This is a genomic window from Streptomyces sp. NPDC005775 (genome assembly GCF_042871565.1).
Classification (GTDB): Bacteria; Actinomycetota; Actinomycetes; order Streptomycetales; family Streptomycetaceae; genus Streptomyces.
Window position 1 is genome coordinate 782,553 of the sequence record NZ_JBIAIU010000002.1, and the last position, 26,823, is coordinate 809,375.

Here is a 26,823-nt window from a genome sequence, read left to right on the forward strand (position 1 = left end):
GCCGCACCGCACCTCTCCCCACGTCGGGCCCTGGACCCCGGGCCACCGGCTCCCGCCTACACCGCGTCCCGGACCACCGGGCAGCTCATGCAGCGGGGGCCGCCCCGGCCCCGGCCCAGTTCGCTGCCGCGGATCTCGATGACCTCGATGCCTTCCTTGCGCAGGTGCGAGTTGGTGGTGGCGTTGCGCTCGTAGGCGACGACGACGCCCGGTTCGACGGCCAGGACGTTGCAGCCGTCGTCCCACTGCTCGCGCGCCGCGGCGTGCACGTCCTGGGTGGCGGTCAGGACCCGGATCGAGTCCAGCCCCAGCGCCTCGGCGATGGCGCGGTGCATGTGCTCGGGCGGATGGTCGGTGACCTTGAGATCACGCGGCCCGTCCCCGGGCTCGATGGTGTACGAGCGGAGCATGCCCAGACCCGCGTACTTGGTGAAGGTGTCCCCGTCGACCATCGTCATCACCGTGTCGAGGTGCATGAACGCCCGGCTCTTGGGCATGTCGAGTGCCACGATCGTCCGGGCGGAACCGGCGTCGAAGAGACCCCGGGCCAGCATCTCCACCGCCTGCGGGGTGGTGCGCTCACTCATTCCGATGAGCACGGCGCCGCTGCCGATGACGAGGACGTCGCCGCCCTCGATGGTGGAGGGGTAGTCGTCCTGACCCTCCGACCAGTGGTGGAAGGCGCCCGCGTCGGGACCGGTGAAGAGCGGGTGGTGACGGTAGATCGCCTCGAAGTGGACCGTCTCGCGCTGCCGCGCCGGCCACCGCATGGCGTTGATCGAGACACCGTCGTAGATCCAGGCCGAGGTGTCGCGGGTGAAGAGGTGGTTGGGCAGCGGGCCGAGCAGGAAGTCGTCCAGGTCCATGACGTGGAAGCGCACGGACGTCGGTTCGCGGAACCGCTCCAGGAACTCCCGTTTGGTCATCCCGCCCACCAGCGCCTCGCAGAGGTCGGCCGTGGACAACTCCTCGAAGGCGGCCCGCAGGTGCTCGGTGGCCAGTGGCCCGTACTCCTTCTCCTCGAAGACCCGGTCCAGCACGAGCCGTCGGGCGACGGGAATCTCCAGCGACTCCTGGAGCAGGTCGCCGAAGAGGTGCACCTCGACCCCGCGGTCGCGCAGCACGGCCGCGAAGCCGTCATGCTCCTCGCGGGCCCGGCGGACCCAGAGCACGTCGTCGAAGAGCAGTTCACCCCTGTTGTCCGGGGTGAGCCGTTTCAGTTCCAGATCGGGGCGGTGCAGGATGACGCGGCGCAGCCGCCCGGCCTCGGAGTCGACATGGAATCCCATGCCCCCATCCTCACCGCGCGGAGCGCCGTTCACCCGGCGAATCGCCAGTTGATTCTGCCGTCCTCCGGTTCTTCCGGCGGGCCGCGACCCTGGTGGCCCCGGCCCGCCGAAGGGCCCTACAACCGCGGGTCCACCGGCTCCGACTCCAGCGCCAGGACCGCGAACACCGCCTCGTGGACCCGCCACAGCGGCTCCCCCTCGGCCAGCCGGTCCAGGGCTTCGAGGCCCAGTGCGTACTCGCGCAGCGCGAGCGACCGCTTGTGGCCGAGGAAGCGGCCACGCAGCCGGTCCAGGTTCTCCGGCCGGGTGTACTCGGGGCCGTAGATGATCCGCAGGTACTCCCGGCCACGCACCTTGATGCCCGGCTGTACAAGGCGGTCCTTGCCGTCCCTGACAAGCGCGCCGAGCGGCTTGACGACCATCCCCTCACCGCCGCGGCCGGTCATCTCCAGCCACCAGTCGATGCCGGAGCGGAGCGACGCCTCGTCCGCGGTGTCGACCACGAGCCGCCGGGTGACCTGGAGCAGACCCGTGGGGTCGTTCTCCACCAGCCGGTCCAGCCAGGCCAGTTGCTCGTCATGGGGGACGGCGGCGAGCGAGCGGCCCTGCACGGCGAGGATCTGGAAGGGGGCGAGGCGCACCCCGTCCAGGCCTTCCGTGGTCCAGCAGTAGCGGCGGTAGGCATCGGTGAACGCGGCTGCGTCCTCGGCCCGCCCCCGCTGCCGGTCCGCGAGCGCGCCGACATCGATGCCGCGTGCCTCCGCTGCCGCGAGCGCCCCGGTCGCCGCGGGGAAGACGGCGCCCGAAGCGGCGCCGACCGCCGCGTACTGCGAGCGGAGCAGCCCGGCCGCCTTCAGGGACCAGGGCATCAGTTCGGCGTCGAGCAGCACCCAGTCGGTGTCCCACTCCTCCCACAGCCCTGCGGCCGTGACGGCCTCGCGCAGCCGGCCCAGCACGGCCTCGGTGAGCGCGGGGTCGTCCAGGAACGGCCGTCCGGTGCGGGTGTGCAGCGCACCCGTCGGGCCGCCCTTGCCGGGGTCGCCGGTCCCCGGGTCGCCGGCCCCGAGACCGCCGGTCCCGAGGCTGCCGGTCCCGAAGCGTTCCCGTGCCGCGTCCGCGTCCCGGCAGACCAAGGCCACGGCGCGGGAGCCCATGTGCTTCTCCTCGCACACGACCTTGGCCACGCCGTCCGCCCGGTACTGCGCGAACGCCTCGGCCGGGTGCTCGAGGTACCCCTCCTCGTGCGAGGTTGCGGTCGGTGCCATGGTCGGCGGCAGGTAAGCCAGCAGCCGGGGGTCGACGGCGAACCGGCTCATGACCTCCAGCGCGGCCGCCGCGTTCTCCTCGCGCACCGCGATCCGGCCCATGTGCCGGGTCTCCACGACCCGGCGGCCCTGGACATCGGCGAGGTCCAGCGGGCGGCCCTCCCTGCCGCCCGGCGCCTCGGTGGTCAGCGGCTTCACGGGCTCGTACCAGACCTGCTCGGCCGGTACGTCGACGAGCTCGCGCTCCGGCCAGCGCAGCGCGGTCATCCTCCCGCCGAACACGGCTCCGGTGTCCAGGCAGATGGTGTTGTTGATCCAGGAGGTGGTGGGGACGGGGGTGTGGCCGTAGACCACGGTGGCGCGGCCTCGGTAGTCCTCCGCCCACGGGTAGCGCACCGGCAGGCCGAACTCGTCGGTCTCCCCGGTGGTGTCACCGTAGAGGGCGTGAGAGCGGACCCGTCCGGAGGTGCGCCCGTGGTACTTCTCGGGCAGACCGGCGTGGCAGACGACCAACTTGCCGTCGTCCAGCACGTAGTGGCTGACGAGCCCGTCGATGAACTGCCTGACCCGCTCCCGGAACTCCGGATCCCTGGTGTCCTCCCGTTCCAGCTGCTCGATCGTCTCGGCGAGGCCGTGGGTCCGCTGGACCTTGCGGCCCTTGAGGTAGCGGCCGAGCTTGTTCTCGTGGTTGCCCGGCACGCAGAGCGCGTTGCCGTCCGAGACCATGGACATGACGCGGCGCAGCACGCCCGGGCTGTCCGGGCCACGGTCGACGAGGTCGCCGACGAACACGGCCGTGCGCCCTTCGGGGTGCGAGCCGTTCACGTAGCCGAGCTTGCCGAGCAGGGTCTCCAGCTCGGAGCTGCAGCCGTGGATGTCACCGATGATGTCGAAGGGGCCGGCGAGGTGGCGGAGGTCGTTGTAGCGGCGCTCCAGCACCACTTCGGCGTGCTCGGCATCCTCCTCGCTGCGCAGGATGTGGACCTTTCGGAAGCCCTCACGCTCCAGGCCGCGCAGCGAACGGCGCAGCTCCCGCCGGTGGCGCTGGATGACGTGGCGGGGCATGCCCGCGCGGTCCGGGCGGTCCGCGTTGCGCGCGAGGCAGACCTCTTCGGGCAGGTCGAGCACGATCGCGATGGGCAGCACGTCGTGCTCCCGGGCCAGCTGCACCAACTGGCGGCGACTCTCGGGCTGGACGCTGGTCGCGTCCACGACGGTCAGCCGTCCCGCGGCCAGGCGCTTGCCCGCGATGTAGTGCAGGACGTCGAAGGCGTCCCGGCTGGCGCTCTGGTCGTTCTCGTCGTCGGCGACCAGGCCACGGCAGAAGTCCGAGGAGATGATCTCGGTCGGCTTGAAGTGCTTGCGGGCGAAGGTGGACTTGCCCGAGCCGCTCGCCCCGATGAGGACGACGAGCGAGAGGTCGGTCACCGGCAGGGTGCGCGTAGTGCGGCCGCTGGAGGTGGAGTGGGTGCTGCCAGTGGGGGTGTTGTCAGTGGGGGTGCTGTCAGTGTTGCTGTCGCCGGCCCTGCTCATGCGGCTTTCGCCTCCTTCTCGGTTCTGCCGGCCTTGGCCGTCGTGTCGGTCGCGTCGGTCGTCTCGGTCGCGTCGGTGTCGGTCGCGTCGGCCGCCGTCATCGTGAAAACGGCCAGCTGGGTGGGCGGCCCCACCTCGGGGTCGTCGGGGCCCACCGGGACGAACTCCACCCCGTATCCGTGCCTGCGGGCCACTTCGCCCGCCCAGTCACGGAATTCGGCCCGGGTCCACTCGAAGCGATGGTCGCCGTGCCGGACGTGCCCGGCCGGGAGGGACTCCCAGCGGACGTTGTACTCGACGTTCGGCGTGGTCACGAGCACGGTGCGGGGGCGGGCCACGCCGAACACCGCGTACTCCAGGGCCGGCAGCCGCGGCAGGTCGAGGTGCTCGACGACCTCACTCAGCACCGCCGCGTCGTACCCCTTGAGCTGCTTGTCCGTGTACGTGAGCGAGCCCTGCCGAAGCGTCACGCGCGCCGCCTGCCGCTCCCCCATCCGGTCCAGCTTCAGCCGACGCGAGGCGATCGTCAGGGCGCGCATCGAGACGTCGACGCCGACGATCTCCGTGAAACGCACGTCCTTCAGCAACGCCTGCACCAACTGGCCCTGCCCGCAGCCCAGGTCGAGCACCCGGCTCGCCCCGGCAGCGGTCAGCGCCGCCAGGATCGCGGCCCGGCGCTGCTCGGCCAGCGGCACCGGCCGCTCCTCCGTGTCCGCCGTCTCGTCGACGGCGTTGTCGACGCTCTCGACGTCGAGGTCGTCGGACTCGGCGAGCCGCACCAGCTCCAGCCGCTGCATCGCCTGCCGGGTCAGTCCCCAGCGCCGCGACAGATAGCGGCTGGTGATCAGCTTCAGCTCGGGGTGGTCGGCCAGCCAGCCCTCGCCGGCCCGCAGCAGCTTGTCCACCTCGTCCGGCGCCACCCAGTAGTGCTTGGCGTCGTCGAGCACCGGCAGCAGGACGTACAGCTGACGCAACGCGTCCGCGAGCCTCAGCTCGCCCTCCAGCACGAGCCGTACGTACCGTGAGTCCCCCCACTCGGGGAACCGCTCGTCCAGTGGTACGGCCACCGCGTCCACCCGCGACCAGCCGAGCGGCCCGAAGAGCGCGCGCACCAGTTCGGCACCACCACGGGCCGGCAGGGCGGGCACTTCGATCCGCAGCGGCATCGGCTCCGCCGCCCGTTCGGGCATCGCCTTGCAGGTGCCACTCAGCGCGGACTTGAAGACGGTGCTCATCGCGACGGAGAGCAGCGAGGACGCCGCGTAGGGGCGGTCGTTGACGTACTGCGCGAGTGCCGCGTCCGGGGCACCGCCCCGGCCCTTGCCCTTGCCCCGCCGCACCAGCGCCACGGGATCCACCTCCAGCAGCAACGCGGCTGTGCACTGCTGCGCGGATGCCTCGGGATAGAAGACGTGCGCGGTGCCGTGCGAGGTGGAGAACGTCTGCGCCTTCTCGGGATGCTTGTGCAGCAGGAAACCGAGATCGGTGGCGGGACGCTCCGGGATGCCGGTGGTACTGATCGTCAGGAACACACGTCCGAGTATGGTCCGGTTCACTCCCTCTCACCAGGCATTTTCACCCCTCCCCGGGTGCGGGTGTCGCTGTCCCCCCTTCTTCGCCGAGCAGCGTGGCCAGTTCCGCGATGGTGGCCGGGCCGACCCTGCAGCAGCCACCGATCAGCCGCGCGCCGGCCTCCTGCCAGGCCCGGACCCGACCGGGGTCGAACGTGGCGCCCCCGGCCCATCCCCTCTCCTTCGCGTCCCAGCGTTCACCGCTGTTCGGATAGACGACGACCGGCTTTCCGGTCACCTCCGCCGCCGTCCGGAGCGCCCCGTCCACGTCGGCCGGATCACAGCAGTTCACCCCGGCCGCCACCACCTGTTCGTCTCCGTCGACGAGGCCGAACGCCTCATCCAGCCGCTGCCCGGCCCTGGTCCGGTCGCCGGACACGGTGTAGGAGAGCCAGACCGGTAGTCCGCACTCCCCCGCCACCCGCAACAGCGCCTGCGCCTCGTCCATGTCCGGCACCGTCTCCAGCGCCAGCACATCGGGCCCGGCTGCTGCCAGGGCCTCGATCCGGGGGCGGTGGAAACGCTCCAGCTCCCGGACCGTGAGCCCGTAGCGGCCCCGGTACTCCGCGCCATCCGCCGTCACCGCCCCGTACGGACCGACCGAGGCGGCGACCCAGACGTCCCGGTCCACCGCCCCGGCCGCCCGACGGGCGAGCTCCACGCTGCGGGCGAAGAGCCCCGCCGCCTCCGCCCGCCCGATCCCGTGCCGCCGGAACCCTGCCCAACTCGCCTGATAGCTGGCCGTGATGAGCACCTGCGCACCCGCCCGCACATACGCCGTGTGCGCGGCCTCGATCTGCCCCGGCCCGTCGGCGAGCAGCCGGGCCGACCACAGGGCGTCGGAAAGATCGCAGCCCTGCGCCTCCAACTGGTTGGAGAGCCCGCCGTCGAGCAGGACCGTCCCCGCCGAGAGCGCGGTGGCGAGGGAGCGGGACGGTGCCCCTGCCGGGCGGCCGGGATCGTGGACGGGTGACACCAAGGGCTCCTTGTCTCAGTCGAGCTGTGACTGGACCTGGGACGAAATCAGCTCCAGATGCTCCAGGTCGTCGAGGTCCAGCACCTGGAGGTAAATGCGCGACGCCCCGATGGCGCCGAACCGGCCGATCTTGTCGACGACCTCCGCGGGCGAGCCGGCCAGCCCGTTCGCCTTCAGCTCCGCCACGTCCCGCCCGATGACCGCGGCACGGCGCGCCACCTGCGCGTCGTCCTTGCCGACACAGGCGACGAGGGCGTTGGAGTACACCAGGTCGTCCGGCTTGCGACCCGCCTCCGCGGCCGCCGCCCTGACCCGGCCGAACTGCTTCTCGCTGTCCTCCAGCGAGGCGAACGGGATGTTGAACTCATCGGCGTACTGCGCGGCCAGCCGCGGCGTCCGCTTCGCCCCGTGCCCGCCGATCAGCACGGGCACCTTGGCCTGCGCCGGCTTGGGCAGCGCGGGCGAGTCCGTGAGCTGGTAGTAGGTGCCGTCGTAACTGAACGTCTTGCCGACCTCGGTGGCCCACAGGCCGGTGACGATCGCCAGCTGCTCCTCGAGCCGGCCGAACTTCTCCTTGGGGAACGGGATGCCGTAGGCCTTGTGTTCCTGCTCGAACCAGCCGGCCCCCAGCCCCAGTTCGACGCGGCCGCCGGACATCTGGTCGACCTGTGCCACCTGGATGGCGAGCACACCGGGGAGCCGGAACGTCCCCGCCGTCATCAGTGTGCCGAGACGGATGCGCTTGGTCTCGCGGGCCAGCCCGGCCAGAGTGATCCATGCGTCCGTCGGCCCGGGGAGGCCGTCGCCCTGCCCCATGCGCAGATAGTGGTCGGACCGGTAGAAGGCATCGAAACCGAGGTCCTCGGCCGCCTTCGCGACGGTGAGCAGTGTGTCGTAGCTCGCCCCTTGCTGGGGCTCGGTGAAGATTCGAAGATCCATGCATCCATCCTGCACCCCGGGATGCCACCGCTCCTCTCCGGCCGGTCCCCCCACGCCGCCGCGTTCAGGCCAACCCGGATGCCGGACGCTCAACCGAGGTCGGCGGCCGGTCCCACCGGTCCGTGCAGTACGCCGTGCGGGCCGTCCCGCTCCCGGCCCCGCTCCAGATCCTCCTGACGCTCCCGGTCCCGCTCGTCGAGCAGCCGGAGCATGCCGTGCACCCGGTCCGTCGACTCGTCGGCGGCGTCGATCGCCTCCATGCACTGCCAGTACAGGCCCTGTTCATCGGTGTCGCATGCCACCCCGACCAGGGCTATCCCCACCTCCCCGAGCAGCGTGCCGAGGCCGGCGAGGGCCGCTCTGGGATCGGCGACTTCGGAGAGCCGCGCCGCCCGGGCCACACCGGACCGGGCCGCCGGATGATCCAGCGCCCCGTTGCTCCGTCCGCCGATCTCGCTGAGGCCGCTGGCCTCGCCCCGTAACTCCTTGGGGCCACTCGCCGCCAGCCGGCTCCCGATCGCCTGCGCCAACGCTTGGGCCTGCCATGCCTCGGCGATGATGTCCGGTGTGCCCCGGCTCTGCGCCAGCGCGCTCCGGATGACTGCTACAAGCCGCTCCGCTTCCATCCCTTGCCCCCGTTCGACACGAAAACCCGCTCACCTCTTCCATTACCCACAGTGAGGGCGGTGGTACCGAAAGGCCAGGGGATTTCGGAAATCTGTGGACACGAAATCGAATGTGGATAAGTCGATCACTCCGAAGAGTGACGAGAGCGGGGATCCGTCGACGCGGGCACCGGGAAGCGGCCCTCGTTCCGCTCGATCTTGGCCGCCAGCGCCGCCAGCACATCGATCCCCAGCACCTCGCAGAACTGCAGCAGGTAGGCGAGAACGTCCGCGACCTCGTCCGCCACTCTGGGCGCCGTCGTGGGGTCCTCCATCACCCGCGCCGACTGTTCCGGCGTCAGCCACTGGAAGATCTCGACGAGTTCGGCGGCCTCGACGCTCAGCGCCGAAGCGAGGTTCTTCGGGGTGTGGTACTGCTCCCAGTCACGTGCGGCCGCGAACGCGGAGAGCCGTTGCTGGAGCGCGCGTACATCAAGTTCTGTCACGACGTCAGGTCTACCACCGCCGCTCCACCACCCGGACGGGCAGTCGGGCAGGCGGACGGGACAGACGGCCAAGGACACAGGGAGGCAGGGGGCAGGGAGGCAGGCGACGTGCCGGGGCCGCACCCGGTCACGGCGTACCGCGTACCGGGTGCCACGCGGTACCGCCTGCGCGACGACCCCGGCCGACACGCCCGCCACGCCTACACCCCCGGCACGCCCGCCGCCGTCACTCCCTCGACCTCCATGCCCATCGGGGACAGCAGGAAGACGTTCCGGTCGACTCGGTGCATTCCGCTGCCCAGCCCGAAGACGACTCCACTGGTGAAGTCCAGGATCCGCTTGGCCACATCGCCTTCGGCACTGGTCAGGTCGAGGAGTACCGGAATCTGCGCGACCAGGTACTCGGCGACCTCGCGCGCGTCCGCGAAGACCTGGACCCGCAGCACCACCATGCGCCGCTGCTCGGCGCTCTCCCGCTCGTCCGACACCGTGCGGTGGTCCACTCGCGAGGGCCACTCGTTGCGACTGCGCAGCGGGACGACCTGGGCGAGCCCCTCCCACTGCTCGTCCGTGACGTCATACCTGTCGTACCTGCTCACCGGACCACCCCGTCTGTGCATCGGTTGGCGTTGCGCCGGCTGCGCTCACTGTTCATCGGGCAATTCTCTCGCCCCTCACCCGTTCGGCCTACCAGCGACACGGTTCAGGACCCGATCGGAGCCTCCGGCTGCCCGGCGGGCTCCCCCTCCGGGCCCGCGAACACGGTGGTGTCCAGGGGTGTGAAACGTACCGGAAGATGCACCAGCGCGCGGTGGAACGGCCCTGGCCGCCAGAGTAGTTCGCCCACCGGAACAGCCAGTTCCGCATCGCACAGCTGGCTGGTGAACTGCTCGATCGCGGTCATCGCGATGAGCAGGGCCGGCTGCTTCGCCGGGCACCGGTGGGGGCCGGCCGACCAGGCCAGATGGGCGCTGCCCCCGGACCGCACCACGGCGTCCGAACCAGCCTGCTCAGATTGGGTGTTGGCCGCTCCGAAGGAGACGAGGACGAGCTGACCCGCGCGCAGCCGGACCCCGTGGAACTCGGTGTCGTGACGCGGGTAGTGCGCCGCCAGATTGGCGATCGGCGGGTCCTGCCACAGGACCTCGTTGATCGCCTCGTGGGCGGTCATCGCACCCCCGTGCACAGAGCCCGCGTACCGCTCGTCGGTGAGCATGTGCAGGATCGCGTTGCCGATCAGGTTGGTCGTCGGGTCGTGTCCCGCGCTCATCAGCAACGTGATCTGACGCACAGTCTCGTCGTTGTCCAGGTTCGCCGGATGTGCGAGGAAGTACGAGGTGAGGTCGCGGCGCGGCCGGGCGCGCCGGTCGGCGACGAGACGGGTGACGACGTCGACGAGGTCGGCGTACGCGGCGGCGGCGCCCTGGGCCGAGTTCATCATCCCGCCGATGCCGTCGACGATCCGTTCGCCGTCCGCGGGATCGACGCCGAACCAGGTGACGAAGACGTGCAGCGGGAGCCGCCGGGCGTACTGCGTGATGAGGTCGCCGCTCCCCGTCTCGGCGAACGACCCGATGAGCTGCTGGGCGACCCGGGCCACCTCGGCGCGCAGGACGTGCGGTTCGATCAGGGCGAGGGTGTCGTTGATGGCTTCGCGGTAACGGCCGTGCTCCGCGCCGTCGCTGAACAGCGCGGTGGGGCGGTGCCCGAGCACGGGCAGCACGGAGGAGTCCGCGGGGACCGTCGCCTGCCAGGCGCGGGGGTCCTTGCTGAAGGTTTCGGTGTCGCGCAGCAGGTCGACGGCAGCCTGATAGTCGGTGACGAGCATCGCCTCGACGCCCGGGGCGATCCGGACCGGCGCCAGCGGGCCGTGCTCGCGCAGTCTGCGGTAGTGGCCGTGCGGATCGGCCGCGAAGTCGGGGCCGTACAACGCCAGGGGCTGCGGCGGCTGCGGATGCGGTGTCATGACGGGTCCTCGGTCTGCGGGTCCTCGGGCTGCGGCAGTCGGGTCAGCACGTGTTCGGCCAGCGCGATCAGGGCGTCGATGCTGCCGCGTCGCTCCCTCGCGTCGCACTGGACCAGCGGGGTCCCGGCGTCGAGGTCGAGGTGGGTGCGCAGGACCTCGTCGCTGTGGGCGGGGGCGTCGGGGAACCGGTTGACCGCGACGGCGTACGGCAGCCCCTGCTCCTCGACCATGTCCATGACGGCGAAGGAGTCGGCAAGCCGACGGGTGTCCACCAGCACGAGCGCGCCCAGTGCCCCGCGCGCGATGTCCTCCCACAGCGGCAGGAACCGGTCCTGGCCGGGGGTGCCGAACATGTACAGCACGAGATCGTCCAGGACGGTGAGACGCCCGAAGTCGATGGCGACCGTGGTCGTGGTCTTCTCGGGGAGTCCGGCCGTGTCGTCGAGCAGGGTGCTGGACTGGGTCATCGCCTCTTCGGTGTGGAGCGTCGGGATCTCCGAGAGGGTGCGGATCAGGGTCGTCTTGCCCACGCCGAAGGGACCCGTGACGACGAGCTTCATCAGGGTCCGGGCGGCAGTCGGCAGATAGCCGACGTCCGTCCGGTCAGTGGAGGGAGCGGAGTCCAACGAGCAGCCTCTCGACGAGCGACCGGTCGATCTCCCCGGCACTGGGTATCGGCGGTCGCGTGAGCAGAAGTCCGGCGGCCGCGAGGTCCGTGGCCAGGAATACGGTGGCGCTGACCGGCAGGTCCAGATGAGCCGCGCACTCGACGACGGTGAGGGCGCCCGGCTCCAGCAGGTCGCAGAGCCTGCGCTGCTCCGAGCCGGTGTCCAGCGCCACGGCCTCCTCGGTGCGCACGAGCACGGCCAGCCGGTCGAGCGCGGGACCGGTGGGCCGGGACCGGCCTCCGGTGACGAGGTAGGCGGGTATCAGACGGCGTCCTGGGCCGGCGGTCATGGCCGGGCGTCGGTGTCCGGTTGGCGGGTGGGCGCGTGCATCGCCCGCGTCAGCGCGGTGACCTGCACCTGCATCTGGTAGGCGATGTCACCGAGCTTGGCGCCCGGTTCGGCGAACAGGGCGAGCGTCGTGTTCTTCCCCGCCGGTACGACGATGGCGAAGCCCAGGTCCGACTCGACGACCGTCTGGGCCAGTCGCGGGGCCTCCGCGTTGGTGAAGGCGGTGGTGAAGGCGCGGGCCGCCGCGTGCAGCGTGGCCGTCATCGCGGCCACGCGTTCGCCGGAGGCCCGGTCGAGGCCGGGTGAGGCGCCCTCGACGAGACCGTCGCCGGTGGCGACCACGGCGTGCTGGACTCCGGGCAGTTCCAGCAGCGGGGTCAGCACCCATGCGAGGTCACCGGTGCTGGGGCTGGGGGCGCTCACTTCTCGTCGTCTCCTTGGTCGTCCTGGTCTCCCAGGTGGTCGTGGCCGTCGGCATCCGGTACGGGGGCCCGCCCTGCGACGCTCCTGCCGATCAGGGTGCCCTGCTGGAGTGCCGCCCAGGAAGACTCGGCCTGCTCAGGTGTACGGGGCACCTGTTCTGCGGCCGGGGCGGCGGGGGCCGATTCGGCGGCGGCGGGACGGGGCGCGCGCCGGCGCCTGCTGGGCAGCCCGGAAGGTGCCGCGGTGGACGGCGGTTCCTGCGGTGCGGACTCCACGGCGGCGGCCGGCCGGTCCGGGGCCGGGGTGGCCGACACGGGCACCGGGGCCAGGACGGAAAGGGTGCGGTCGTCCTCCAGCACGGTCAGCAGGTGGGCGGGGACACGCAGGATCGTGCGCATACCGCCGAACGGCGAGGCCTCGATATGGCAGTGGAAGCCGTACTGCACCACCAGCCGGCCGACGACGGCGAACCCGGTCTGCGGCGGGTCGCCCAGCTCGGTCAGAAGCACCTCGGCGGGCCCGGCCAGCAGCGCACGGGCCCGGTCCAGCGCGTCGTCGTCCATGCCGATGCCCGCGTCGTCGACCACCAGGAACGCACCCCGCCCGCCGCTCTGCTGGACCGTCACCTGCACATCGGTGTCGGGGTGCGAGTAGGCGGTGGCGTTGGCGAGCAGTTCGGCGAGGGCGATCGCGAGAGGTTCGGCCGCCCGTGCGGCGAGTGCGAGGCGCTCGTCGCGCAGGTGGTTGGCCACCTTGATCCGCTCGTATCCGGCGACCCGGGACTGTGCGCCGAGCACGACCTCGACGAGCGGGGAACTCTGCCGGGCCAGGCCCGGCCACGCGTCGCAGAGCACGGCGGTGGACTGGGTGCGGCGCAGCGCGAGTTCGTTGCGGAAGTCCAGTTGCAGGATGCGCGGGTCGTCGTACTCGTGCTGGAGCTCGTGCAGCAGCTGCTGGGACTGGTTGAGCAGGGACTGGATCTTGGCCGAGGTGCCGCGCATCGCCGCGCGGGCGGCCGCGTCGACACGCTGCCGCTCCTCCATGACCGCGGTCCTGGCCGCCTGCACGGCCTCCGTGAGCAACCGGGCAGCGCCGCCGTCGACCTCGGCCGCCTCCCGCAGCCCGGGAACCTGGGCGCTGGGGTGGGAGAGGGCGAGTGCGGCGGCGGGAATGCGCTTGTGCGCCAGCTGCCGGATCTCGTCGACGAGGGCCGCGGTGCGTGCCTCGGCCGCCTTGGCCTGGCGTTCGGCCAGCTCGGCGTGGGCGACGGCCAACTGCTCCGACCGGGCGGCCCGGTAGGAGCGTGCCATTGCTGCCACGGCGGTGATGACGGCGATCACCGCCACGATCCATGCCATGCCGTTACCGCGTTTCTGTCGTCGGGTCGGTCCTGTGGCCGGGGAGGGAGGAGCCGATCACGTGGCGGGGGAGGGAGGAGCCTGCCCCGTGGCCGGGGCGGCGCAGGCCGTTCCGGTGGCAGGAAGGGCGAAGGACGGCCTCGTGGCCGCGGCGGTCACCGACCGGGCGGTCAGTCCGCCCGGCCTGCCGTCTCACGGGCCTGCTCCACTTCTTGCGCGACCGCTGCGACGTCGGTCATGACCTGGAGCACGCCGGGGAGTTCGGACCCGTCGAGCTGCCGGTACTCGCTGCCGATCGTGACCACCAGCCTTTCCGGGAGGCCGAGTTCGGGATGGCGCCCCTCCCCGATGACCCGGCGGGCCGCCTCCACGGCGGGCACTCCGGCGGTGTGGAAGGCGTGGGCCCGCTCCCGTACGTACTCGAGATAGACGATGCGATCGCGTACGCCGGCCCGGTCAAGGACCGGTCCGTGCCCCGGCACGACGGTCTCCGCACCGGTGTCCAGTACCTGCTCGCAGGCCGCGATCACATTGCTCAGCGGGCCGGCCCAGTGGATCGGGTGGTCCCCCGGCTGCTGCGGGGTCGAGGAGAAGATGATGTCGCCGCTGAACACGACGCCCTGCGCGGGCAGGTGGACCATGAGGTCCCCCGTGGTGTGCGCGGACGGCAGGGACGTGATGCGGACGGGGTACTCGCCCAGGGTCAGTTCGAGCTCCCCGGTGAAGTAGGTCGTCGGCCGGACCGGATCGGTCTGCGACCAGTCGAAGGGGCCGAAGTGGCGCCCGAGGTACGCGCCGAGCGCGGTGGCCGGATCACTTCCGTTGACCAGGGCGTGCTGCTGCTGCGGAGTGGGCTCGTAGTGGATGTGCTCCCGGGCCTCGCGGGTCGCGATGATCTCCGCGTCCGGGAGCACTCCCGCGCCCCAGAAGTGGTCGCCGTTGGCGTGTGTGACGATCACCCGGTCGATGGAGACACCCTCGGGGAGCAGCTTCGTGCTCTCGGCCAGGAACTGGCCCGCCAGCACGGTGTCGTACGGGGTGTCGATCCAGAGCGCGCCGCGGGGCGAGACGAGCAGGCCGCAGTTGGCCAGCCCCCAGCCCCGTTTCGGCGGAAGCCATGCGTGCAGGCCCCGGCCCAGGTCAACGACGTCTCCACCCGTGATCGACATGGACGCGATTATGCCGACCCCGATCCGGTCGCGCGTTCGATCCCGGCCACGACGGCACGCCGTTGGCGTGAAATCGCCTGTCCGCCACCATGGAGACCACCGACCGGTGACCGTCCGAGAGCACCGGAACCGGTCACAGCAGGGAACATTCGGAAGATTTCAGGTGAAATCCTATGGATGGGCTCGCGCCCATGAACGTTGCAAGGCAACCCGTCGTCAAACCGGCGGAGGCCGATTACCCACCGAGCATGGCCGGAAACAGACACCGAAAACCCCCGGGTGGGACCGCTGGAGGCGGCCCACCCGGGGGTTCGTGGCCCAGTAGGCCGCGGGCACGTTCCACCGCTGGTCAGGAAGCGGGCACGTTCCACTGCTGGTTGGCACCGCCGTGGCAGTCCCAGAGCCCGAGCGCGGTCCCGTTCGCGGTCTCGCTCCCCGGGACGTCGAGACAGCGGCCGGACGCCTTGTTGACGAGTGCGTGCGTGGTGGCCTTGTACGTCCATTGCCGGGCCGGGTCGGTGACCGCCCCGCCCGCTCCGGTCCCGGCACAGTCACGTACGCGTACGGCCGCGCCGTTGCCGGTGCCTTCCGCGGAGAGGCAGTAGTCCGACGGGAGCCGCAGTGTGCCGTCCGCCGCCTTCACCCAGGCCTGGTTGGCGCTGCCCGAGCAGGTGTAGAGGTCGGCGACCACACCGTCCGCGACGCCTCCGAAGGCGTCCAGGCACTTCCCGGCGGGCCCGGTCACCGCGCCCCGCACCGAGTTGCCGACGGCGAGGTTCTGCACGGTGGAGCCGGCGGCCGTGTCGATCCGGGTCATCGGGGCACAGGCGTTGTCGCTGCTGGACGTGGAGGCGACCGCACCCGTGACCGTACCGCCGTTGCCGGTGGGCACCCCGAAACGGGCGTCGCTGAACGGCTGGTCGTAACAGGTGGAGCGGGAGTTGTTCCACTCGAAGTACTCGGTCCAGTCCACCATTCCGGAGGGCGAGATGGCGGCGGCCGGCGTCCTGATGCTGCCGAGCTTGTACGACGCCCCCGTGACGGTGTCCGCGACGGTGGCGCCGAACCATCCGTCGCCCTCTGCCGCGACCTCGAACGTGTAGCGGTGACCGGCGGTCCAGTCGAGGTTCATCCGGCAGCTCATGCCTTCGCCCTCACCGCCGAAGTTCAGGCACCAGCTTCCGGATGAGCCCGTCTTCGCCTCGGAGACGTCCCAGACGGAGAACAGGAGGGTCCGCTTCGACCCTCCGTTGGACTGCATTCCGAAGTACGCGCCGCTGCCCTTGTCGAAGCCGAACTGATGACTCCAGAAGACGTTCGCCCGGTAGCCGGGGTCGTGCAGGACGGTGGTGGACCAGGTGACGTCGGTCAGTACCGGAGCACCGGCGAAGGAGTAATTGGTGTAGGTGCCGGGGGTCGTGCCGAGCGCGGCGGCCCGGGTGGGGGCTGCTCTGTCCGGCCCGGCGGCCCGGGCGGGAAGTGCTGCGGCCGGCTCCACGGGCTGGGTGAGTGCTGCCGCGTCCGGCTCCGCGGCCTGGGTGGGGGCGGCCGTTCCGAACAGGGCCAGGGCGGCTGCCGCTGCGGTGGCGGTGATCGTGCCTGCCAAGTGGCGCAGGATCATCTGTTACACCTGCTTCTGGTGGGGGGAGTGGGGATCGTTGCCCTTGCATGCACCGGCTCGGTGCATCCGTGCTGTGAAACCCGCCGGACACGGCCGTGGCTCTGTCCGGCCTTCCCGGTCAGATCCTCAGGAACGGACCTGCCCGCGTGCGAAGTACGCGACCAGCCCGGCGTCGAGGGCAGGCACGACGTGCGGCGCACCGCCCTGACGCAGGGAGCGGGTCGCGAGGACACCGGCGGAGACGCTCATCCGGGCGGCGAGCGGTGAGGTGCCGGTGACGCGCCGTCGCGCAGTGACCCCTCGGTGCCGATGGCGGTGCAGTTGCGCCGCGTTCACGGCCTTCTGTCCCGGGTGGGGGGCGGACATCGCAAGGGAGCGGCGCAGACCGAGCCCGATGACACCGAATCGCAGGTCCGACACGGGAAGCCCCTTCCGTCACGACGCCACCCACATGTTCCCGACTGCGCACCCCCATGGCAAGAGTTGTTCACTTCGGGGTTCTGATGAACATCTGTTGGCACGCAAGAGACGTCGTGAGCGCGAGCGGCAGTGCACAGGGCGCGGGGTGGCGCACCCGGCCGCCGGAATCGCGGCGAGGGTCGGGCGGCCGGGAGCGGGGAGCGCCGGTCAGACCGCGATGACGGTGACGCCGGCGTCGGTGAAGCGCGCGGCGGCTTCGGGCGCGATGCCCGTGTCGGTGACCAGGAAGTCGACCAGCCCGAGGTCGCAGACCCGGGCGAAGGCCCGCTTGCCGATCTTCGACGAGTCGGCCGCCACCACGACCCGCTGGGCCTGCTGGGCGAGCAGCCGGTTGATACTGGCCTCGCCCTCGTGGTGGACGTACGCCCCGCGTTCGGTGTCGATCGCGTTGACGCCCAGTACGGCGAGGTCCAGCGTGATCTCGCCCAGCACACCGCTGGCCAGCGGGCCCGTCAGCTCGTACGACTGGGGCCTGGCCACACCGCCCGTCACCACGATCTTGATCTGTGGCCGGATCACCAGCTCGTTGGCGATGTTGAGGGCGTTGGTGACCACGGTCAGTGTCGGCTGGCCGGACGCCCCGCCCGCCCCTTCGCCCACGAGGTCGGAGCGCACGGCGAGCGACCGCGCCACCTCCGTGATGGTGGTGCCGCCGGTCAGCCCCACCACCTCGCCGACCGCGACCAGTTCGGCGACGGCGCGGCCGATGGCCTGCTTCTCCGGCGCGTTGCGTCCCGTCTTGTAACGCAGCGCCAGCTCGTAGCTGACACCGTGAGCGACCGCGCCGCCCCGGGTGCGGGTGAGCAGGTGCTGCTCGGCCAGTTGATCCAGGTCCCGGCGGATGGTCGCGGCCGAGACGTCGAGGGTGCCTGCGGCATCCTCGACGTCCACCCGGCCGTGTTTACCGACGAGTTCCAGCAGCGCGTTCCACCGGGCATCCCTGGACAAGAGAACTCTCCTTACAGGTCCGGTCTGCCGGCACCCATCCCCTTGGGTGCGATCACCGGACACGCGCAAGCGTGGCACACGGCTCCGCCGAGTCAAGCCGGCTGCAAAGTGAATGCTTGATAATGCTCACTCATCGCGAGTAACGTGCGTAAACGAGCATCCCATCTCCAGTACGGAGTGCAAAAGTGTCATTTGTCGAGATCGAGACAGCCAGCCAGCCGGACTGCTGGCGCCGCGCCGCGGACCTCGCTCCGAGCCACGCCGCCGCGCTGCCCGCCCGCGGGGAGCGCATCGCCGTGGTCGGCTGCGGCACCTCGTTCTACATGGCTCAGGCATACGCCTCCCTCCGTGAGGAGTCCGGGCAGGGCGAGTCCGACGCCTTCGCCGCATCGGAGTTCCCCACCCGCCGCCACTACGACCGCGTAGTCGCCCTCACCCGCTCGGGCACCACGACCGAGGTGCTCGAACTGCTCGACCGGCTGCGCGGGACCACCCCCACCCTGGCCATCACCGCCGACCCGGACACCCCGGTGATGACGGCCGCCGACGCCGTCGTGGTCCTCGACTTCGCGGACGAGCAGTCCGTCGTGCAGACGCGGTTCGCCACCACCCTGCTGACGCTGCTCCGCGCCCATCTCGGCCTGCACACGGACGCCGTGGTCCGCGACGCGGAGACCGCCTTGGCCGAGCCGCTGCCCGAAGGGCTGCTGGACTGCTCGCAGTTCACCTTCCTCGGCCGCGGCTGGACGGCAGGCCTCGCCAACGAGGCCGCGCTGAAGATGAAGGAGGCCTCGCTCTCCTGGACGGAGGCGTACGCCTCGATGGAGTACCGCCACGGCCCCATCAGCATCGCCACCACCGGCACGGCCACCTGGACGTTCGGCACCGCCCCCGAGGGCCTGCGCGAGCAGGTCCTCGCCACCGGTGCCCGCTGGGTGGAGAGCGGCCTGGACCCACTGGCCGAACTGGTGCGCGTCCAGCGCCTGGCCATCGCCCGCGCCGCCGCCCGCGGCCTGGACCCGGACAGCCCGCGCCACCTGACGCGTTCGGTGGTCCTGGCGGACGCCTGAGCCTCCTGCCCGCCGACTCCGGCAGACGTCAGCCGGTCAGGCACCGTCCGCAACCAGCCTCCGCCGCCGTACGACCCGTGAGGCGAGCTGGTTCGTGCGCCGGGGAACCGGCCGCCCGTCGCGGGGCGGCCGGTCCACCCGTGCGTCCGGCCCGCCGGCCCCGGACCGTCAGGACTCCTCGAAGTAGGCGTCCAGGACCGCGTCGAAGCCCTCCGTCCACTCCTTGAGGCTGCTCCTGGCGGCCGCCTCGACCTCGGCGTTGAACCAGCGCCGGTCCGATATGTGGACCGTGATCGTGAACCGGCGGCCGAACCGGGCCGGCTTCAGTTCGACGGCGCCGATCTCGTCCCAGTGGAAGTCGGCCTCCTGGTCGTCCAGCGTGAACCGGATACCCGTGCGGTCCGCGGAGATCGAACCGCGCCGGTCGCTCACCTCGAACGACGCGCCGCCCTCGGCGTCGTCCTCGGACGACCGGCCTTCCCCTGCCTCGTTCTCGTTCTCGTCCTCCTCGTCGTCCGCCGCCTCCGTGGCGACGGGCTCGCCGTCAGGCACCGCGTCCTCGGGCGCGGCCTCCGCGACGTCCTTGTCCGGCGCGGCGTCCTCGGGTGCGGTCTCCTCGGTCTGCTCCGGGTCCTCGTCCGCCTTCGCGGCGGTTCGGGGGGCCGTGAGACCAGGGATGTACGCCGGGTCTGTCCCTGCGGCGTACGCGGGCTGAGTGTTGGGATCTATGCGCTGCTCCACGGCGGGCAGTATGGCCGACGAACCTGTACGGGGCCAGTGAGACCGGTTGTTCACCGGGCTTCGGACACGACAGGGGCGGCGCGGACCGCACGGCGACGCCAGGGGCGGGCCCATCCGCTCGGCCCGCCCCCCCCCCCGTCCCTCATCCCCCTCCGCCCGTTGGTCAGCCGGTGGAACAGGCCTCGTCACCGAGGGCGAACGCGGCCGGCACGGCGTTGCCGCCCGTCAGGGTGCCGGTGAAGCCGAAGCCCACCGATGCGCCCGGCGCCACCCTCCCGTTCCAGGAGACACTGGCCGCCGTCACCTTCGCCCCGTCCTGCGCGAGCGTCGCGTTCCACATCTGGGTGACCTTCTGGCCGTCCACGAACGTCCACCCCAGCCGCCAGCTGTCCAGGGCCTGCGTCCCGGTGTTGGTGAGCGTCACATCGGCCTGGAAGCCGCCGGACCACTGATTCGTGACCTTGTACGCCACCGAACAGGCCGCGTCCCCGGGCGGGTTCCCCGGGTCGGTGCCGGGGTCCGTGCCGGGGTCCGTGCCCGGATCGGTGCCCGGGTCCGTGCCGCCCCCGTCACCGTCCGACGCGTCGCCGTACATGATTCCGCGCCCGTTGGTCGAGAGGTAGACCCGCCCGTAGATCCTCGGGTCACCGGTGATGGACGCACCGATCCAGCCCCACTGGTGGGCGTCGTCGTTGATCCGCGTCCAGGTCGTACCCGCGTCCGTGGAACGGAAGACGCCACGCACGCCGCTGATCTTCGCCGTGACGAAGAGCGTCTGGTACGACGACCCGGCGGCCGCCTTGCCGAAGCCGACCGAGTCCGCCTGCTCGACCCCGGACAGCTTGGTGAACGTCGCGCCCGAGTCGGTGGAGTGCCAGAGCCCGTAGGCCCCCGTCGCGCTGCCGCCCGCGAGCCACACATCGCCCTCGGTACCCGGCACGGCCTTGAAGCGGACGTTGCCCTCGGCGGGCAGACCGCTGGACGCCTTGGCGGTGAAGGAGGCGCCGCCGTCCGTCGAGACGTAGAAGGTGCCGGCCTTGTACCCGTAGAACTTCTTCGGGTTCTTCCGGTCGGACTCGACGGTCGCCCCGGCCGGAATCCCGGTGGACGCCGACCACGAACTTCCGTACCCGGTGGTGCGGTGCACACCCGCGCCCTCCGGGCTCCACACGAACCCACTGCCGTCGGCCGCGGCCGCGACCGTGCCGCCTCCGGTGACTCCGGCGGGCTCGGAACCCTGGAACCAGTTGGAGCCGTTGTCCGTCGAGAAGCCGATGTGCGGGGCGGCGTCGGCGCTGCCGACCCGCACCACCGTGCTGGGGCTGCTCTCCGCGAAGTCGAGGCTGGTGGTCGAGGTGAGGTTGGGCGAGGTGAACATCATGTCCGGCACGGCGTCGAGATCGGTGTGCCGGAAGCCGCCGATGTCGCCGAGCGCACTGAGCAACGGGGCTCCGGACGGCGGGCTCGCCAGGTCGTTGACGGCTGTCTCCTCCAGGCCCTTCACCATCGGGGTGATCTTGAACTGGCTGCCGGAGTCCCAGTTCTTGAGGTTCTCGGTGCCGTAGATCGTGGCACCGGTGCCATACATCATCCGGTTCGAGTCGAACGGGTCGATCTCCAGCGCCTCCGTCATCCAGCCCAGCTTGGGCGAGGTCTCCGGCGGCGTCGGATTGGCACCCCAGGTCAGCCAGGGCACGGACGAGACGTCCTGGGTGAAGCGGTTGGTGCGGTTCGGGTAACTGCTGTAGTCCCAGGCCCGGGTCCAGGTCGCCCCGCTGTCCGTGGAGCGGAAGATCTGGGTGTCCGGCCACCAGGAGCTGTACGCCGTCGCCATCAGGGTGCCGGGGTCCTGCCGGTCCACGGACAGTCCGCTGAATCCGTAGTAGGTGTCCGCCTCGGCCACCGGGCTGACGTCCTTCCACTCACCGGTCGCGGTGGTGTAGCGCCAGATCCGGCCCTTGCCGCCGTCGTACGGGCCGCCGGTGTCGCTCAGCGTCAGATACAGATAGCCGTTCGCCGAGTCGAGCACCCCCTTGTGGGCCAGGTAACCGGTCGGCTGTCCGGCGATCCGCGACCAGGTGGCACCGCCGTCGGTGGAGCGGTAGACGGTGTTGTCCTTGTCGGCGACGCCGACGTAGATGTCCTGGGTCGCGCTCCCCGCGCCGCCGGATCGCTCGTCGAAGGTCACCCAGACGATGCCCTGGTTGTCATTGCCGTAGCCGCTGGTGTCGGTCGGGTCCTGGGCGTAGTTGCCCGGGTTGGGGAAGGCCGTCACCTCGGACCAGGTCGCTCCCGAGTCCGTGGAGCGCCACAGGCCCTCGCCGCTGGGTGCGCCCAGGTAGAGCACGGAATTCTTGTTCGGGTCGACGGCGAGGCGTTCGCCCATGCCGCGCCCCGGCATGTTGCCACCCAGTTTGAAGGGCAGCGTGGCGGCCTTCCAACTGGCGCCCCGGTCCGAGGAGCGCAGGACCGCGCCGTTGTTCGGGTCCCAGCTGTTGGTGTACGTGCCCACGGCCGCGTACACGTTGTCCGGGTCGGCCGAGTCGGAGGCGAGACTCACCACGCCGGACCAGCCCCAGTGGTCCCAGTCCACCCAGTCGAGCAGCGGGGTCCACTGCTTGCCCGCCTGGTCCCAGCGGTAGGCGCCGCCGATGTCGGTACGGGCGTAGGCGAGGTTCTTCTCGGACCGGTTGAAGACGATGCCGGGGACGAAACCGCCACCGTCGATGCGGACGTTCTTCCAGTCATACGTGTCCGCGGCCGACGACACATCGGAGGCCTGAACAGCGGGTACGGGGTCGTTGGCTCGCGCCGATGCGGGGGCGCCGGTGGCGAACAGCCCGGCGGTGAGAGTGAGTGCTGCCAGGAGGGCGGCAAGGGGTCTAGCGCTTGAGCGCACGGAAACGTCCTCTCCGAACGAGACCGCCGACAGCGGCGGTACAGGGCGGGTGCCGATGTGGGAGCGCTCCCATTCGCGCCCCGATGGTAGCGGCGCGCGCCCGCCGGGAGAAGGGCAATACCCAGGGTTCATCGGATGACTTGAACCTGGCGAGCAGTCAACTTTCCGACCAGCACGGCAAGTCACCCGTGACGCCGCCGACGGAGCGCCGCTCGGGAGACCGCCCGGCCACACCGGACGCGCGTCCCTGACCGGGCCGAACGGGCGAACCGTGCCGGCCCCGCGCCCCCGCCCACGTGCCCGGCCGCAGCCGTGCCCCGCACCCTGCGGGAAACCGCAGTGCAGATGTCCGGAACACCGCACCTGACACGACGGCAACCCCCATACTTCCGCAGGTCAGCGGCTTCTAGCGTGGCCGACGAGTCGTGGTGTCCGTGCCGCGGCCATCGTCCGCCTTGGAGGACCCGTATGGATCCCGTGACGCTCGCCCTTCCCCAGGAACCCGCCGGTGGTGTCGCCGGCTGGGCGGCGGATCTCGTGGACGCCATGGGCGGTCCCGGCGCCGGTCTTGCCATCGCTCTGGAGAACCTCTTCCCGCCGCTGCCCAGCGAGGTGATCCTGCCGCTGACCGGCTTCGCCGCGGGGCAGGGGGCGATCTCCCTGGCGTCGGCCCTCTTCTGGACCACGCTCGGTTCGGTGGCCGGTGCGGCCGCGCTGTACTGGATCGGGATGCTGTTCGGACGGGAGCGGATGCACGCCCTGTGGGCGAGACTGCCGTTGGTGCGGGCTTCCGATCTGGAGCGCACCGAGGCGTGGTTCGCCCGGCACGGCACCAAGGCCGTCCTGCTCGGCCGCATGGTGCCGATCTTCCGGAGTCTGATCTCCGTCCCGGCAGGTCTGGAACGCATGCCGCTGCCGGTGTTCCTCGGGCTGACCGCCCTGGGCAGCCTGGCGTGGAACTCGGTTCTCGTGCTGGCCGGTTACTGGCTGGGCGACCAGTGGGACACGGTGGGGACGTATGTCGGCCTGCTGTCCAAGGTGGTCCTGCTCCTGGTGCTGACCGCGATCGCGCTCTACGTGGTCGTGCGCTTCCGGTCCAGGAACCCCCGGGCCCAGCACCGGCGTGTCTCCTGAAGGGCGACGATGCCTCCGCACCCGGCGCCGGACCCCGGCCCCCGCCCGGCCGGACGATCTTGTCGCAGCCCTGCGGCGCCAGTACTGTCGGCGGACATGACGGGCAACTCGGCGGGCGCGGGCTCCCCTCACCCTCCTCCCCCGCTCCCGCTCAGGGCCGCGGGAGCGCTCCTCGGCTGTCTGACCGCACTGGGCTCGCTGCTCTACTTCGCCGTGGCCGGCGCGCTGCTCGGCGCCTTCCTGCTGTGGCCGCGCACCCGCCGCCGTGCGCGGGTCCTCCTCGTCGCGGGAGCCCGGAGACTGACCGGCGCCGAGCGGTGGCGACGGGCCGTCTTCTTCCACGACCGGTTTCCCGAGCACCGCGCCACCGATCAGCAGGTCCTGCGCTATCTGGCCTCCCGCACCTACGCGGGACTGCTGTGCGCGGTGGTGACCGGGCTGCTGGTCCTCGGACTCGTGCTGGCCGGGCTCCTCGCGGCCGGGGTCGCCCGGTCGACGTTGGGTCTGCGGGAGTTGCTCGGCCAGATGGCCCTCGGCTCCGTGTTGCTCTTCCTCGACGTACAGGGGCTGTTGTCCCTCGCCGCGCTGGACGCCCGGCTCGCACGCGAGTGTTTCGGCCCCGGCGAACGGGAGTTGCTGGAGCGGCGCATCGGTGAACTCGCCGCGAGCCGCGCCGCGGTGGTGCGGGCGGTGGACAGCGAGCGGCGACGGGTCGAGCGCGATCTGCACGACGGGGTGCAGCAGCGGCTCGTGGCGCTCGCGATGCTGCTCGGCCGCGCGCGCCGCGCCCGCGACCCCGGGCAGGCCGACGCGCTGCTGGCGCAGGCGCACAAGGAGTCGGGCGAGGTGCTCGGCGAACTGCGCGAAGTGGCCTGGCGGGTCTATCCGACCGCGCTCGACCATCTGGGGCTGAGGGAGGCGCTGGGCGGGGTGGCGGAGCGGTGCTCGCTCCCGGTGCGGGTGGCGTACGACGTGTCCGGGCCGCTGCCACCGCCCGTCGAGACGGCCGCGTACTTCGTCGTGTCCGAGTCCGTGACCAATGCCGCCAAGCACTCCGGGGCCGGGGACGTCCTCGTGAACGTCGTGCGGCAGGGCGAGGTCCTCAGCGTGCGCGTCCGCGACGACGGAAGGGGCGGGGCGGACCCGGAAGGCAGCGGACTGGCCGGCCTGCGGGGCCGGGTCGCCGCGATCGACGGCATGCTGGACGTCCACAGCCCCGTCGGGGGCCCCACCACCGTGACCGCGGAGCTGCCGTGCGTGTGATTCTCGCCGAGGACTCGGCCCTGCTGAGGGAAGGACTCGTCCGGCTGCTCACCGAGGAGGGCCACGAGGTGCTCGCCTCCGTGGGTGACGCCGAGGAGCTGCTGTCGGAGGTCGCGTCGCGGACGCCGGACGTCGTCGTCACCGACATCCGGATGCCGCCCACGCACAAGGACGAGGGCCTGCGCGCCGCGGTGGAGATCCGCAGGCGGTGGCCGGCCGTCGGGGTGCTCGTCCTGTCCCAGTACGTGGAGCGGGCCTACGCGGCCCAGTTGCTCGCCACGAACGCCGAGCGGGTGGGCTATCTCCTCAAGGACCGGGTCGCGCAGGTGGAGGAGTTCCTCGACTCACTGGAAAGGATCCACGCGGGCGGGGCCGTCTTCGACCCCGAAGTCGTACGCCAGCTGGTCATCCGCAGCGCGCACGGAGACCCGCTGTCGCGGCTGACGCCGCGCGAGCGCACCGTTCTGGAGGCGCTGGCGCAGGGTCACACCAATGCGGCCATCGCGCAGAAGCTGCACATCTCACTGAGCGCGGTCGAGAAGAACCTGAACATGGTCTTCGACAAGCTGGGGCTGGCGCACACCACCGGCTACAACCGCCGGATCCTTGCCGTCCTGCGCTATCTGGAAGCGTGAGGGCCGGTGGCTCAGGCGTACCAGTCGCCCATCCGGGGCGGGTCGCACAGTTCGAGCACCACTTCGCCCGCCTCGGAGGTCATGCCGCCGACGGGCCGGACCCGGTCGCCGACGTTCACCAGGTGCGGAGCCGCGCCCACGATGCGGCACCGGTACACGAACCCTTCGGGGAAACGGACCAGGGACTCGTTGCGCATGACCCGCGAGTAGCGGTTCACGACGCTGGAGCGCACGACGACCCCGTGGCCGGCGCTCTGTTCCGACTCCAGATCGCTCGACGCGCAGACGGGGCACAGGAGTTTACGGAAGGAAGCGGTGCCACACCACCGGCACACCTGGTAGACCAGCCCCTCCGTGCTGTGCGGCCCCGCTGTGTCGTGAGCAGTGGGCTCCACGTCGATTCCGGTGATGAACACGCCTCGGCCTCCCGCGCTCGACTGGGTGCGCCGCACCTCCGGCGACGGCACACCGGCACCGTATGGCACTTAGTTCCATGAAGTAAAGGTACTGAGTGCCGGGGAGTGCGAACCCGCCGCGTGAACTACCTCTCAGTGGAACCGTGTTCCTCGCCGAGAGCCGATTCGATGCGCTGAACGACGCGCCACATCGGGGCGCCCTTCGGCGCGATCATCACGATCACCTCGTCCTCGGAGGCGGGTGCCGACGGCCGCTCGGCGGCGGTCCCCCACACGGTGCGGACGAGTTCGAGCGCCCGGTCGACCTCGGCGCCGGCATCACCCCGGCCGCCCGAACGCAGCCAGGACCGCAGCCCGTTGTTGTGCGCGGCGACCACCGAAGCGGCGATCACCTCGGCGCGCAGGGCCGCGTCCGGCGCACCGGACCACCGCCGCTCCAGGTAGCCGGCCATGGTCCGCTCGTAGCGGCGCACGACGGAGAGCTCGTACGTACGCAGACCGGGCACCTCCCGGGTGAGCCGGTAACGCTGGACGGAGAACTCCGGGTTCTCCGCGTACATCCGCAGCACCAGCCGGGCCGCCTCGCACACCGCCTCCACCGGATCGCCGTCCCCGGCGGCCTCCAGGAACGCGGTCATGTCCGCGAGGCACCGCTCGTGATCGGGGAAGACCGCGTCCTCCTTGGAGGGGAAGTAGCGGAAGAACGACCGCCGCCCGACCCCCGCGCTGGCGACGATGTCGTCCACCGTGGTCCGCTCGAATCCGCGCTCCATGAAGAGCGCGAAGGCCGCCTCGGCGAGTACGTCACGCATGGGGGGCTTCTTGGCCGGTCCGCGGTCATCGGTCATGCCGGAAACGTAGCATCGGAAACGCACATCCGGCACTGCGTACCTTTACGAAGGGTACTGGGTACCATAGGATTGCCGTAGAGACTCGACGAAGTACAGGGAGAGCCGGCGTGAGCCTGAGGATCGTTGTCTGTGTGAAGTACGTGCCCGACGCGACCGGTGACCGGCATTTCGCCGATGACCTGACGTTGGATCGTGAGGATGTCGACGGT

At 71.2% G+C, this 26,823-nt stretch carries 25 protein-coding genes and 1 pseudogene; 5 read left to right on the forward strand and 21 right to left on the reverse strand.

The window, feature by feature from the left end; genetic code table 11:
- Positions 1–56: 56 nt before the first annotated feature.
- The 17 genes from ACFYPA_RS07310 to ACFYPA_RS07390 form a co-directional block, all read right to left on the reverse strand.
- Positions 57–1,289 carry an arginine deiminase gene (locus ACFYPA_RS07310; RefSeq protein WP_359318626.1) on the reverse strand — a complete coding sequence of 411 codons (1,233 nt, stop codon included), beginning with the start codon at positions 1,287–1,289 and terminating at the stop codon, positions 57–59.
- 116 nt (positions 1,290–1,405) lie between these two features.
- Positions 1,406–4,087, reverse strand: coding sequence for a polynucleotide kinase-phosphatase (locus ACFYPA_RS07315; RefSeq protein ID WP_389130334.1), 2,682 nt, complete (start codon positions 4,085–4,087; stop codon positions 1,406–1,408).
- Positions 4,084–5,619, reverse strand: a complete 1,536-nt coding sequence (locus tag ACFYPA_RS07320; RefSeq protein WP_389130337.1) for a 3' terminal RNA ribose 2'-O-methyltransferase Hen1 — start codon at positions 5,617–5,619, stop codon at positions 4,084–4,086. Before ACFYPA_RS07320 ends, ACFYPA_RS07315 begins: the two co-directional genes overlap by 4 nt.
- A gap of 43 nt (positions 5,620–5,662) precedes the next feature.
- Positions 5,663–6,634 carry a homocysteine S-methyltransferase gene (gene mmuM, locus ACFYPA_RS07325; RefSeq protein WP_389130340.1) on the reverse strand — a complete coding sequence of 324 codons (972 nt, stop codon included), beginning with the start codon at positions 6,632–6,634 and terminating at the stop codon, positions 5,663–5,665.
- Between the two features lie 15 nt (positions 6,635–6,649).
- On the reverse strand, positions 6,650–7,573 hold the full coding sequence (locus ACFYPA_RS07330; RefSeq protein WP_359084513.1) for an LLM class F420-dependent oxidoreductase: 924 nt from the start codon (positions 7,571–7,573) through the stop codon (positions 6,650–6,652).
- Between the two features lie 89 nt (positions 7,574–7,662).
- A complete protein-coding gene (locus ACFYPA_RS07335) occupies positions 7,663–8,199 on the reverse strand; it encodes a DUF6099 family protein (RefSeq protein WP_389130343.1) in 537 nt (178 codons plus the stop codon).
- Positions 8,200–8,324: 125 nt separating this feature from the next.
- Positions 8,325–8,684 carry a nucleotide pyrophosphohydrolase gene (locus ACFYPA_RS07340; RefSeq protein WP_359084515.1) on the reverse strand — a complete coding sequence of 120 codons (360 nt, stop codon included), beginning with the start codon at positions 8,682–8,684 and terminating at the stop codon, positions 8,325–8,327.
- A gap of 200 nt (positions 8,685–8,884) precedes the next feature.
- Entirely contained in the window at positions 8,885–9,283 is a 399-nt protein-coding gene (locus tag ACFYPA_RS07345; protein ID WP_359084517.1) for a cell division protein SepF, read from the reverse strand.
- Positions 9,284–9,387: 104 nt separating this feature from the next.
- Positions 9,388–10,650, reverse strand: coding sequence for a cytochrome P450 (locus ACFYPA_RS07350; protein WP_359349254.1), 1,263 nt, complete (start codon positions 10,648–10,650; stop codon positions 9,388–9,390).
- Positions 10,647–11,276, reverse strand: a complete 630-nt coding sequence (locus tag ACFYPA_RS07355; RefSeq protein ID WP_359318620.1) for an ATP/GTP-binding protein — start codon at positions 11,274–11,276, stop codon at positions 10,647–10,649. The genes ACFYPA_RS07350 and ACFYPA_RS07355 overlap by 4 nt, the downstream gene beginning before the upstream one ends.
- Positions 11,254–11,607, reverse strand: coding sequence for a DUF742 domain-containing protein (locus tag ACFYPA_RS07360; RefSeq protein WP_359084523.1), 354 nt, complete (start codon positions 11,605–11,607; stop codon positions 11,254–11,256). The genes ACFYPA_RS07355 and ACFYPA_RS07360 overlap by 23 nt, the downstream gene beginning before the upstream one ends.
- The gene (locus ACFYPA_RS07365) at positions 11,604–12,029 is read right to left on the reverse strand and encodes a roadblock/LC7 domain-containing protein (protein ID WP_359084525.1); all 426 of its coding nucleotides are present in this window, start codon (positions 12,027–12,029) and stop codon (positions 11,604–11,606) included. Before ACFYPA_RS07365 ends, ACFYPA_RS07360 begins: the two co-directional genes overlap by 4 nt.
- Complete coding sequence (locus ACFYPA_RS07370; RefSeq protein ID WP_359318617.1) at positions 12,026–13,387, reverse strand: ATP-binding protein; 1,362 nt, start codon at positions 13,385–13,387, stop codon at positions 12,026–12,028. The genes ACFYPA_RS07365 and ACFYPA_RS07370 overlap by 4 nt, the downstream gene beginning before the upstream one ends.
- Before the next feature lie 170 nt (positions 13,388–13,557).
- Positions 13,558–14,556 carry an MBL fold metallo-hydrolase gene (locus ACFYPA_RS07375; protein WP_389130351.1) on the reverse strand — a complete coding sequence of 333 codons (999 nt, stop codon included), beginning with the start codon at positions 14,554–14,556 and terminating at the stop codon, positions 13,558–13,560.
- Between the two features lie 349 nt (positions 14,557–14,905).
- A complete protein-coding gene (locus tag ACFYPA_RS07380) occupies positions 14,906–16,177 on the reverse strand; it encodes a ricin-type beta-trefoil lectin domain protein (RefSeq protein WP_359349251.1) in 1,272 nt (423 codons plus the stop codon).
- A 126-nt stretch (positions 16,178–16,303) separates the two neighbouring features.
- Complete coding sequence (locus ACFYPA_RS07385; protein ID WP_389130354.1) at positions 16,304–16,597, reverse strand: hypothetical protein; 294 nt, start codon at positions 16,595–16,597, stop codon at positions 16,304–16,306.
- A 207-nt stretch (positions 16,598–16,804) separates the two neighbouring features.
- Positions 16,805–17,605, reverse strand: coding sequence for a DeoR/GlpR family DNA-binding transcription regulator (locus tag ACFYPA_RS07390; protein WP_359084534.1), 801 nt, complete (start codon positions 17,603–17,605; stop codon positions 16,805–16,807).
- Between the two features lie 185 nt (positions 17,606–17,790).
- On the opposite strand from ACFYPA_RS07390, the gene ACFYPA_RS07395 reads away from it, so the two are divergent.
- Positions 17,791–18,675 carry an SIS domain-containing protein gene (locus ACFYPA_RS07395; RefSeq protein WP_389130357.1) on the forward strand — a complete coding sequence of 295 codons (885 nt, stop codon included), beginning with the start codon at positions 17,791–17,793 and terminating at the stop codon, positions 18,673–18,675.
- Between the two features lie 168 nt (positions 18,676–18,843).
- Here the strand turns inward: ACFYPA_RS07395 and ACFYPA_RS07400 are convergent, their stop codons facing one another.
- Entirely contained in the window at positions 18,844–19,416 is a 573-nt protein-coding gene (locus ACFYPA_RS07400) for a hypothetical protein (protein WP_359084538.1), read from the reverse strand.
- A 163-nt stretch (positions 19,417–19,579) separates the two neighbouring features.
- Positions 19,580–22,315: a cellulose binding domain-containing protein gene (locus ACFYPA_RS07405; RefSeq protein WP_389130361.1), complete on the reverse strand. Its 2,736-nt coding sequence runs from the start codon at positions 22,313–22,315 to the stop codon at positions 19,580–19,582.
- A gap of 468 nt (positions 22,316–22,783) precedes the next feature.
- Between ACFYPA_RS07405 and ACFYPA_RS07410 the strand changes: the two genes are divergently transcribed.
- The 3 genes from ACFYPA_RS07410 (at position 22,784) to ACFYPA_RS07420 (ending at position 25,347) form a co-directional block, all read left to right on the forward strand.
- Complete coding sequence (locus tag ACFYPA_RS07410; protein WP_359318602.1) at positions 22,784–23,449, forward strand: DedA family protein; 666 nt, start codon at positions 22,784–22,786, stop codon at positions 23,447–23,449.
- A gap of 96 nt (positions 23,450–23,545) precedes the next feature.
- Positions 23,546–24,712 (forward strand): histidine kinase, encoded by a 1,167-nt coding sequence (locus ACFYPA_RS07415; protein ID WP_359318599.1) that lies wholly within the window; start codon positions 23,546–23,548, stop codon positions 24,710–24,712.
- Positions 24,703–25,347 (forward strand): response regulator transcription factor, encoded by a 645-nt coding sequence (locus ACFYPA_RS07420; RefSeq protein ID WP_359084546.1) that lies wholly within the window; start codon positions 24,703–24,705, stop codon positions 25,345–25,347. Before ACFYPA_RS07415 ends, ACFYPA_RS07420 begins: the two co-directional genes overlap by 10 nt.
- A gap of 11 nt (positions 25,348–25,358) precedes the next feature.
- On the opposite strand, the gene ACFYPA_RS07425 is transcribed toward ACFYPA_RS07420, so the two are convergent.
- Both ACFYPA_RS07425 and ACFYPA_RS07430 read right to left on the reverse strand, forming a co-directional pair.
- Complete coding sequence (locus tag ACFYPA_RS07425; protein WP_389130418.1) at positions 25,359–25,763, reverse strand: Zn-ribbon domain-containing OB-fold protein; 405 nt, start codon at positions 25,761–25,763, stop codon at positions 25,359–25,361.
- Between the two features lie 125 nt (positions 25,764–25,888).
- Entirely contained in the window at positions 25,889–26,611 is a 723-nt protein-coding gene (locus ACFYPA_RS07430; RefSeq protein WP_359349241.1) for a TetR family transcriptional regulator, read from the reverse strand.
- A 110-nt stretch (positions 26,612–26,721) separates the two neighbouring features.
- Between ACFYPA_RS07430 and ACFYPA_RS07435 the strand changes: the two are divergent.
- Positions 26,722–26,823: pseudogene (locus tag ACFYPA_RS07435) on the forward strand (electron transfer flavoprotein subunit beta); the annotation flags it as partial.

Coding starts and splice junctions, on each gene's coding strand:
- ACFYPA_RS07310 (WP_359318626.1), bottom strand. CDS start 1,289: ATGGGATTCCATGTCGACTCCGAGGCCGGGCGGCTGCGCCGCGTCATC.
- ACFYPA_RS07315 (WP_389130334.1), bottom strand. CDS start 4,087: ATGAGCAGGGCCGGCGACAGCAACACTGACAGCACCCCCACTGACAAC.
- ACFYPA_RS07330 (WP_359084513.1), bottom strand. CDS start 7,573: ATGGATCTTCGAATCTTCACCGAGCCCCAGCAAGGGGCGAGCTACGAC.
- ACFYPA_RS07335 (WP_389130343.1), bottom strand. CDS start 8,199: ATGGAAGCGGAGCGGCTTGTAGCAGTCATCCGGAGCGCGCTGGCGCAG.
- ACFYPA_RS07350 (WP_359349254.1), bottom strand. CDS start 10,650: ATGACACCGCATCCGCAGCCGCCGCAGCCCCTGGCGTTGTACGGCCCC.
- ACFYPA_RS07360 (WP_359084523.1), bottom strand. CDS start 11,607: ATGACCGCCGGCCCAGGACGCCGTCTGATACCCGCCTACCTCGTCACC.
- ACFYPA_RS07370 (WP_359318617.1), bottom strand. CDS start 13,387: ATGGCATGGATCGTGGCGGTGATCGCCGTCATCACCGCCGTGGCAGCA.
- ACFYPA_RS07375 (WP_389130351.1), bottom strand. CDS start 14,556: ATGTCGATCACGGGTGGAGACGTCGTTGACCTGGGCCGGGGCCTGCAC.
- ACFYPA_RS07380 (WP_359349251.1), bottom strand. CDS start 16,177: ATGATCCTGCGCCACTTGGCAGGCACGATCACCGCCACCGCAGCGGCA.
- ACFYPA_RS07410 (WP_359318602.1), top strand. CDS start 22,784: ATGGATCCCGTGACGCTCGCCCTTCCCCAGGAACCCGCCGGTGGTGTC.
- ACFYPA_RS07415 (WP_359318599.1), top strand. CDS start 23,546: ATGACGGGCAACTCGGCGGGCGCGGGCTCCCCTCACCCTCCTCCCCCG.
- ACFYPA_RS07430 (WP_359349241.1), bottom strand. CDS start 26,611: ATGACCGATGACCGCGGACCGGCCAAGAAGCCCCCCATGCGTGACGTA.